This window comes from Amycolatopsis sp. SID8362 (assembly GCF_010550475.1).
Classification (GTDB): domain Bacteria; phylum Actinomycetota; class Actinomycetes; order Mycobacteriales; family Pseudonocardiaceae; genus Amycolatopsis; species Amycolatopsis eburnea.
Genome location: NZ_JAAGNB010000070.1, coordinates 1 through 8,474 on the forward strand (window position 1 = coordinate 1; position 8,474 = coordinate 8,474).

8 protein-coding genes, 1 tRNA gene and 1 pseudogene are annotated in these 8,474 nt (G+C 68.3%); 4 read left to right on the forward strand and 6 right to left on the reverse strand.

Features of this window, described 5'->3' with window-relative positions; all coding sequences use genetic code 11:
- Together G3I65_RS02760 and G3I65_RS02765 are read left to right on the forward strand one after the other, a co-directional pair.
- Window positions 1-212: pseudogene (locus G3I65_RS02760) on the forward strand (hypothetical protein); the annotation flags it as partial.
- 26 nt (window positions 213-238) lie between these two features.
- Window positions 239-589 carry a ClpX C4-type zinc finger protein gene (locus tag G3I65_RS02765; protein ID WP_160694423.1) on the forward strand — a complete coding sequence of 117 codons (351 nt, stop codon included), beginning with the start codon at window positions 239-241 and terminating at the stop codon, window positions 587-589.
- Here the strand turns inward: G3I65_RS02765 and G3I65_RS02770 are convergent.
- A complete protein-coding gene (locus G3I65_RS02770; protein ID WP_160694425.1) occupies window positions 579-1,382 on the reverse strand; it encodes an SAM-dependent methyltransferase in 804 nt (267 codons plus the stop codon). The genes G3I65_RS02765 and G3I65_RS02770 overlap by 11 nt on opposite strands.
- Before the next feature lie 472 nt (window positions 1,383-1,854).
- On the opposite strand from G3I65_RS02770, the gene G3I65_RS02775 reads away from it, so the two are divergent.
- Window positions 1,855-2,217 (forward strand): hypothetical protein, encoded by a 363-nt coding sequence (locus G3I65_RS02775; RefSeq protein WP_160694427.1) that lies wholly within the window; start codon window positions 1,855-1,857, stop codon window positions 2,215-2,217.
- 265 nt (window positions 2,218-2,482) lie between these two features.
- On the opposite strand, the gene G3I65_RS02780 is transcribed toward G3I65_RS02775, so the two are convergent.
- The 5 genes from G3I65_RS02780 to G3I65_RS02800 form a co-directional block, all read right to left on the reverse strand.
- A tRNA-Pro gene (locus G3I65_RS02780) sits at window positions 2,483-2,556 on the reverse strand.
- Between the two features lie 118 nt (window positions 2,557-2,674).
- Window positions 2,675-3,847 (reverse strand): alginate lyase family protein, encoded by a 1,173-nt coding sequence (locus tag G3I65_RS02785; RefSeq protein ID WP_160694429.1) that lies wholly within the window; start codon window positions 3,845-3,847, stop codon window positions 2,675-2,677.
- A gap of 146 nt (window positions 3,848-3,993) precedes the next feature.
- On the reverse strand, window positions 3,994-6,207 hold the full coding sequence (locus G3I65_RS02790) for a glycosyl hydrolase family 18 protein (protein ID WP_160694437.1): 2,214 nt from the start codon (window positions 6,205-6,207) through the stop codon (window positions 3,994-3,996).
- 162 nt (window positions 6,208-6,369) lie between these two features.
- Window positions 6,370-7,149 (reverse strand): enoyl-CoA hydratase/isomerase family protein, encoded by a 780-nt coding sequence (locus tag G3I65_RS02795; protein ID WP_163046631.1) that lies wholly within the window; start codon window positions 7,147-7,149, stop codon window positions 6,370-6,372.
- A 2-nt stretch (window positions 7,150-7,151) separates the two neighbouring features.
- Window positions 7,152-8,063, reverse strand: a complete 912-nt coding sequence (locus G3I65_RS02800) for a PaaX family transcriptional regulator C-terminal domain-containing protein (protein WP_160694433.1) — start codon at window positions 8,061-8,063, stop codon at window positions 7,152-7,154.
- A gap of 147 nt (window positions 8,064-8,210) precedes the next feature.
- On the opposite strand from G3I65_RS02800, the gene G3I65_RS02805 reads away from it, so the two are divergent.
- On the forward strand, window positions 8,211-8,474 hold a 264-nt coding region (locus G3I65_RS02805), incomplete at its 3' end, for an ATP-binding cassette domain-containing protein (RefSeq protein WP_160694435.1).

Genomic DNA, 8,474 nt, shown 5'->3' on the forward strand with positions numbered 1-8,474 from the left:
GCGCGGAGGCGGACTACCGCCCGTTCCTCCAGCTGGCCGACGTCGCGTACGAGATCGCGACGTTGTTGTTGCTGGTGGAGGACTTCCTGGTGCCGGACCTCGAGCGGGAGCACCGGCGCTGGGCCGAGATCGAGGAGCTGACGGGCCGGTTCACCGAGCTGGCCGAGTGGACGTCAGCGTTCCTCTTGTCAGGCGCCCCCTTACGCTTGTAAGGTCAAGCCTGACAAAGGAGGTTCTCATGGTGGTCATCGCCCGCTGTTCGTTCTGCGCCAAGCCCAACACGGAAGTGGAAACCCTGGTAGGCGGCCCAGGCGTCTTCATCTGCGACGGCTGCGTCCGGCTGTGCGTGTCGGTGATCGAGGGCAAGCCGTCGGACGCGCCCCTCATCGCGCCGTGGGAACACGACCTGCCGTTGGCGCAGGTCCTTTCCAATTTGACTCCAGTAGCCGCGGCAACGACGCAGGTCCAGCAGAACCTGGCGGCGTGGGTCGGCAAGGCCCGCGAGCTGGGCGGAACGTGGTCCCAGATCGGCGAAGCGCTGGGCATGACCCGCCAGTCGGCGTGGGAGCGCTTCGGCTCTACGGTTTGACGCCGACGCCGGCGTAAAGCCCGTCTTCTTCGGGATCGACGACGGCGGCCAGCCGATCGGGCCGCCAGTTCGCCGAGGTGGTCAGCCCTGGTTCGACGAGTTCGAACCCGTCGAAGATCGCCAGCACCTCGCTCCTGGTCCGCGGGAAGATGTGATCCTGCGTCTGCCGCATGGTCTCGGCAACCCGAGGGTCGTTGAGCACGGCGAAGTCGTTGGTGAGGTGCGTGAGCGCGAGGTAACTCCCGGGCGCGAGGGCGTCGCGGTAGTTCTTGAAGATCCGCTCGACGTCCGGGAGGTAGTGCCCGAGGGTGATGGCGAGCAGTCCGACGGGTTGCTCGAGGTCCAGCAGCCTTGTCGTGGCGTCGGCCTTGAGCACTTTCGCGCTGTCGGTGGCATCAGCCTCGATGGCAGCGGCGTGGTCGTTCCCCTTGAGCAACATCCGGCTGTGCGCGACGGCCACGGGTTCGTAGTCGACGTAGACGACTTTCGCCGCGGGGTCGACCGCCTGGGCGACTTCGTGCACGTTGCCGACGGTGGGGATGCCGGAGCCGAGGTCGAGGAACTGGCGGATGCCTTGGTCGAGGAGGAACCGGACGGCCCGCCTCAGGAAGGCGCGGTTCCGTCGGGCTACGGCGCCAACCTGGGGTTGGATGGCCTCGAGCTTCCTGGCGACTTCGCGGTCGGGGGCGAGGTTGTGCGCCCCACCGAGCAGGTAGTCGTAGATGCGCGCGGCACTGGGCCGGGAAAGATCAGCCCCGGGCGGAATCCAGTCCGCCCCCTCCTGCTCGGTCACGTTCCATCCCCTTGAAAATCGGCTCCGCCCACCCTATCGGCGTCGGCGTACGTCTGTCAGCGCCCCGACCTGGCCGGATTCTCGCGCTCGATAGGTGAGGTCAAACCTGCCACGAACGGACAAACTGGTGCCCTGATCGGTCCGGGCGAAGTCCGTTGACCGCTTAACGTGGAACCGAGTCCGGACACCGCGATGACGCCGTTTCGACCTTCTATCTCATCCCGCTGCGCGCCACTGTAGTTCTCAGATCTCCAGCGGTGGTCTGGGAAAACACAGAGTCGGGCGGCCCCTCCGCGTGCGGAGAGGCCGCCCGCGAAGCCTGGGCGCTTCAACGCCCAAAGCCTCGAACCCGAGCTGACCGGTTCACAGCCGGCCCGCGGGTCTGTCGTACTCCCGGCCGCTACCGAAGCCCGATCGACCACCAGCAACACCCGTCGCTGTCGATCGTGCGCCCAACCGGAAGGACGACAACATGACCATACGGCCGGATCGGCTGCCAACTCCAGAGCCGGACGATGACGAGCCCTTGCAGCGCGACGGACGGCAGGCCGAGCCCGAGCTATCCACAGAAATGGGCCGAATGGCTGCTTTATCCGTGGATAATCCCGAGCGTGGGTTTGATGGACAGCCTGTCGAGCGGCGCGACGAGCGGCGTGAGGCGCTGGCCTTCGCTAGTCGGATCCTGAGTAGCTGGGGCTATACGGCCCGCATGATTGTCCTGGTAGGGACACTGCTGGCAATCTTGGTCAGCGGAATCGGACTCCTTCAGCTGACTGTTGACCTCGGCCCTGTCCGGGTGTCGGGGACCACGTCCGTCGGCGACAGTCGCAAGTAGCGATCTCGGCGGAGGCTGCTCACTCTTCTGCTCGTTGCTTTGCCGGAGTTCGCGGCTGATCGTCATCAGCGCGTGCAGCTGGTCGTCGGGGAGCTGCATGATCGTCGCCGGCCAAACGCACGATCGGTCTGACGAGTCATGATGGGTCTGTCCCCACGCTGTCCCCGGCAACTGGGCGACAAGATCGGAAGCGGTATCCCGGTGAGTGTCAACACAAAGGGCCCGTGAGCATCAATGCTGCTCACGGGCCCTGCAAGTGTGTCCGTCGGGCTGACAGGATTTGAACCTGCGACCCCTTGACCCCCAGTCAAGTGCGCTACCAAACTGCGCCACAGCCCGGACCCGCACTCGCTGAGTGCGTGAGAAGTACTCTAGCGTGCCCCTCGAACCCCGCTGCAAGCAGGGTCCCCAGTCCGCCTGACCTGCGGAAACAAGCCAGGCGGACCGGAACCCAAGATCAAGCCGTGTTGCCGGCGTGGGTCAGGGTCTGCCACGCCACGAAGAGGTTGTTCGAGCCCGCCGGGCGCTGGCGCTCGGTCAACGTCTGCGTGTTCGTCATCGCGATGCCCAGCCGCGTGTGGAGGGCGTTGAAGCCCACCTCCGTCACCGGGCCGAGGCCGAGTTTCAGCGAGCCGGAGCACAGCCAGGACGGGACGGCCGTGCCCAGCTGGTACTTCGACTGGAAGCCCAGGGCCTGGCGCAGGCGCTCGCCCACGTCCGTTCCGTAGACGTCCTGGCCCTGGATGCGCAGGGTCTCCGCCACGTCCGCGATCGCCGCGATGCCGTAGCCCGTGTGGGTGAAGTCGCGGCAGGTTTCCTGGGTGAGGCCGTCCACGAACGTCGACTGGCCCTGCCAGTAGCTCACGATCTCCGAGCGTGTGTCCAGGCCGCTGCCGGGGACCGTTTTGGGCAGGGAACCGTCCGAAGTCAGGTACACGTACGCTGCCACGCGGTTTCGGTAGCGTGCGACTGCCTTGTCGAAGTTCGTCTTGTCCTCCAGGAACACCGAGATGCCGACCGCGGCCTCCATCATGGACAGTTCCCAGTTGCCGTTGCTGTTGCTGCCGTTGATGACCTTGCTCAGGTACACATTGCGCAGCATCGTGGCGAAGCGGCCGGAATTGGGCCAGCTCGTGTACGTGTACTTGATGATCTCGGCCGCGCGGGGCCACGACGAGCCCGCCCAGCCTGTTTGCAGCGGGGCGTTGCTGTTGGTGTGGCTGGTGATCGTCGCCGACCACGCATCCATCAGCGCTATCGACTTCTGGGCGTAGCGGGCGTCGCCGGAGATGTACCAGATCAGGGCGTCCGTGTACGCCGCTATCGCGTCTTCGCGCTCGTCCGTGCAGCCGTAGTTCGGGTTCGAATAGGAGCCGCATTCCACGACCGCGCGGGGTTTCGGGGTGCGGGACAAGGAGGCGTACGAACTCGCCAGCGCCTGGTCGTACGCCGCTTTCCAAGGTTGGGCGCCGGCCTTCACCTGGGTTTTGACGAAGTCCAGTTGCGGACGGCTGACCAGGACGCCCGGGTGCGTGAACGTCGCCGGGGCGGCGGGGGCCGGCGTGGCGATCAGGCCCAGTGCCAGCGGGACCAGTGTGCCCAACGCGAAAACTCTGCGGAAGCGGGACATGGCTCTCCTCGAGACGACGGTGTCTTGGAACCCCTGCGCGCTGCGCTCAGTTTTATGGTCCAGACCACCAGTCGTCAAGGAGGCGAAGAAAAGGTTCAGCCCGCTGAACGGAAAGCGTTCTCCCGTTCAGCGGGCTGAACGAAAAACTAGCCGAGCCCGGAACTGACCGCGTTCATCAGAACGCCGGTGTCGCCCGACATCTCCCACGCCATCACGCCGAGGAGACCGCGCTGTTTCAGCCACGTCGTCTTCAGCCCGATCGACCACGCGTCGTCGAACGTCCACCACTGGCCGCCGTTGCCGGTGTAGCAGGACGTCGCCACCGCCGCCGTGTCGTGGTAGACCGTGCAGCCCGGGACGCTCGCCACCAGGTTCGCGTACCCGCGCGTCCCCGCTTCCTCCGCGAACTGACCTGGTGCCGCACCGGTCGCGGACTGCCATTCGCCGTTCTTGCCGCCCGCCGCGACGCCCTGCCAGCCGCGGCCATAGAACGCCAGGCCCAGCGTCAGCCGGCGGGGATCGACGCCCGCGTTCGTGTACGCGTTGATAGCCGCTTCCGCGCTGAAGTGGAAGTTGTACGGGTCGTCCGCGTCCGCGTACAGGTTGCCCTGGTGGCCGGTGCGGTTGGGCTCCCACGAGTTGTCGCTGCCCGAGCCGTGGAAGTCGTAGCCCTGCACGTTCGCCACGTCCAGGTAGTTGAAGACGCGGGACAGGTCCCATCCGGCGGCGACCTTGGCGGGGTCCGCCGGGGTGAACGCGTGCAGCTGGTAGCGCTTGCCGGTCGTCGCGCCGTACGCGTCCAGCTGCGTGCGGAACTCGGCCATCAGCGCGGTCAGGTTGTCCTTGTCGTTGGGGCTCCAGTGGTTGCCGGGGTGGCCGTCGCCGCTCGCCGGCCACTCCCAGTCGAGGTCGATGCCGTCGAAGATGCCGGCCGCGGTACCCGGGCCGCCCGCGCCGCCGTAGGGCGCGATGTTGCCCTTCAGCCACGTGTCGACGCACGACGAGACGAACTTCTTGCGCGACGCGTCCGTGGCCGCCACGTCGGAGAAGTACTTCGAGTACGTCCAGCCGCCCAGCGACACCAGCACCTTCAGGTTCGGGTGCTTCGCCTTGAGCTTCTTGAGCTGGTTGAAGTTGCCGCGCAGCGACTCCCAGCCGGTGTCCGCGACGCCGTCCACCGACTGCGCCGCGGAGAACGGCCGCGAATAGTCGGCCTCGGCGTCGCCGGCGCCGTCACCCTGGTTCGGGTCCTGCGGGTTCGCCGTGGTGCCCTTCGTGACGCCGGACAGGCACGTCAGGTTCACCGGGTCGATGTTCTCGAACGCGTACAGCAGGTGCGTCAGCTTCGCCGCGGCGCCCGAGGTTTCGAGGTTCTTCACGAAGTACTGGCGCCCGTAGATGCCCCACTGCACGAAGTAGCCGACCTTCGCGTAGCCCGAGACGATGTCGCCGGTCTTCGCGGTCACCGCGGCGCTCGGCGCCGACACGTTGTCGTACCCGTCGCGCGCCCGCACCGTGAACGTGTACGAAGTGGACGGTGCCAGCCCGGTCACGACGGCGGACGTCGTGGTCACTGTTGTGGCCAGTACTGATCCGCGGTACACGTCGTAGCCGATCACGCCGGTGTTGTCGGTCGACACCGTCCAGGCCAGTGAGACGCTGCCGGAGTCGGCGGCGGTCGAGCGAAGCCCGGTCGGGGCGGACGGCGGCTGCGTGTCGTCGGCGGGGCTGTTCGTCGTCACGGACAAGGAACTGCTCGCCGGCGACGTGTTCCCCTTGGCGTCCTTGGCCTTCACTGTGAACGAGTACGCGGTTCCCGGCGTCAGCCCGGAGATCGTCGCGCTCGTCCCGGTCACCGACGCGGCCAGGGAGGTGCCCTGGTAGACGTCGTACCCGGTCACCGGCAAGGATCCGGCTGTCGACGCGTTCCACGCCAGCGCCACGGTCTTGGTCGTCTTCGTCACCAGCCGGAGCCCGCCGGGCGCGCCCGGGGGAGTGTCCGGTGAACCGTCGCAGTTGGCGTTGTCGACGCGGCACTGCGCGGGTGTCGCGGCCGCGCTGAGCCGGAACGTCGGGCTGTACGGGTAGGTGTTCCGGCCCGGCGCCAGTGTCGCGATGTAGTACGCGGGCGTCAGCGTGACCTGCGTGCCGTTCTGGGTGACCGTACCGTTTTCCCCGGTCGAAGCGGTGACGCCGGCGGGCAGCGTGAAGGTGATCGCCCAGTTGCTCACCGAGGCGGTGCCGGTGTTGGCGACGGTGTAGGTACCCGTCGTGCCGCTCATCGCCAGGGTGGCGGTCAGCGAACCGGCCGCGGCGGCGGGTGGTGCGAGGGCCGCGGTGCCGCCGAGCGCTATCAGCAAGGCGGCGAGCGCGGAGCGTAGTCGGGCAGGGGTGCGTCTCATGGCGGTTCTCCAGACGGCACAAGGGGCGGGGACGATGTGGTCTAGACCACGTCGAATGTAACCCGGTGCGAGGAAAACCGCGCAGGCCCGAACGGCCGCAACCGCCGTCCGAACGGACGGTTAACGGCCCGAGAACGTCGCCTTGCCCGGCCCGTCGGCCAAGAACGACTTGACCGCGCCGCGGAGGTCTTCGGTTTCGAAGAGCTCGGCCGCGATCGCCGTGATGTGCGCGTTCGCCTCGGGGACGCCGCCGGCGGCGAAGTGGTCGAGGACGCGCTTGGTCGCCGCGTGGGCCCGGGTCGGCCCCGACGCCAGCTGCCGGGCGAACTCCCGCGCCGCCTCGTCGAAGCCCTCATCCGGCAGGACGCGGTTGACGACGTTCCAGCGCTCCAGCGTCGCCGCGTCGTAGGTGTCGCCGGTCATCACGAACTCCTTGGCGCGGCCGACGCCGGCGCGGGCGGCGAGCCGCTGGGTGCCGCCCATGGTCGGGGTCAGCCCGACGACCTTCTCGACCAGACCGAACTTGGCGCGCGACGCGGCCAGGATGACGTCACAGGCCACCGCGACCTCGAACGCCCAGGTCAGGCAGAGGCCGTGGGCGGCGAACACGGTCGGGAACGGCAGGGCCGCGATCCGGTCCGGCACCGCGAGCATCTCGTCGAACAGCACCTTCGCCTCGGCGGGCGAGCCCTGCGCGTCGAACAGCGAGACGTCGACGCCGCCGCTCACGATCTTGCCCTCGGCGCGGATCAGCAGGGCGCGGGCCGGATCCTCCGCCAGCGAGTCGAGCGCGGACGCCAGCGAGGACTGCAGCGAAGCCGTGTAGAGGTTCAACGGCGGAGCGTCGACGGTCAGGACGGCGAGCCCGCCGTCACGATCGAGGCGGACCTGCTGAGTCATGTTCACCCTGCTTCTTCGGCTTCGACGATGTCGTCCCAATACTGCTGGGCCTCGGGGCGCCAGTCGACGTGTTTGTGATGGAACAGTTCCGCGGCTTTCGTCCCGCTCCACTTCGCCGGGAGGAGCTCGGCGGGCAGCTGCGGGTCGAGGAACGGGAACCGCCGCCACTCGTGGACCAGCTCGGTCTGCGCGCGCAGCACCGCCCGGCCGCCGGTGGGGTGCAGGCCGGTGAACCGGTCGATGAAGTCCTCGTAGCGGTCCTTGAGCTCGGTCAGGTCCCAGGACCGGGCGACCATGGACTCCTGCTCGCCGACCTCGCCGTACGCGGCGGTGAACGACATCGCCTGCGCGTCGAGACCCAGCTCGCTGACGATCTGCTGGGCCTCGCGCTGGCGCGAGAGGTCCGGGCTGACCCACACGCCGGCCACCGGCGAACCGAAGCCCGCCCAGGTCAGCCGGGTGCGCAGCCGGTGCCGCAGGTCGCGCTTGGCCTCCGGGACCGACACGATCAGCATCAGCCACTGCCCGTTCCACGGCGGCCGCTCGCGGCCGAACGCGTAGATCCGCTCGGCGCCTTCGGTCAGCAGCCGGCGCCCGGGCGGCGTGAGCGACCAGCGCACCCGGCGCCCGACGCGTTCGGAGACGACCCAGCCCTCGGCGGCCGAGCGGGCCAGCGCCTGCCGGGCCGACTTCTCCTCGATGTCGAGGATGCCGAGCACCTCGACGAGCATCGACGTCCACACCGGCTTGTCGCGGGGGAGCGCGTACTCGCCGAGCACCGTCATCAGCAGCGACCTGGCGCTGGCGTGGCTCACCTCGCGGCGCCGGCTCACCGTGGGCCGGGGCGCGGACGGGCGGCCTTCCCTCGGTTTCGGCCTGCGGCCGAGGGTGACCGGGGGAGCGGGTTCGCCCATTGTGTTTCACCGACCTCACTGCGCTGCGGGACTGACAACCGAACAGGTTACCCACACTGAGTGATCAAGGCGCCACCCGACACACACAGCCGGTGGCTTTGACCATGATCTGACAGTTCACCACGGACCCGTAGACTCGGCCACCTCATGACCGCAACACTCGTCGCGAAGGACCTGGCCGCTGGCCACGGTGACCGCACCCTCTTCTCCGGACTCGATCTCGTCGTCGCCCCCGGCGACGTCGTCGGCCTGGTCGGCGTCAACGGCGCCGGCAAGTCGACGCTGCTGCGCACCCTCGCCGGGCTCGCGAAACCGGACGGCGGCGAGATCCGGCTGAACCCGCCGACCGCGACCGTCGGGCACCTGCCCCAGGAGCCGGAGCGGCGGGAGGGCGAGTCGGTCCGGGCGTTC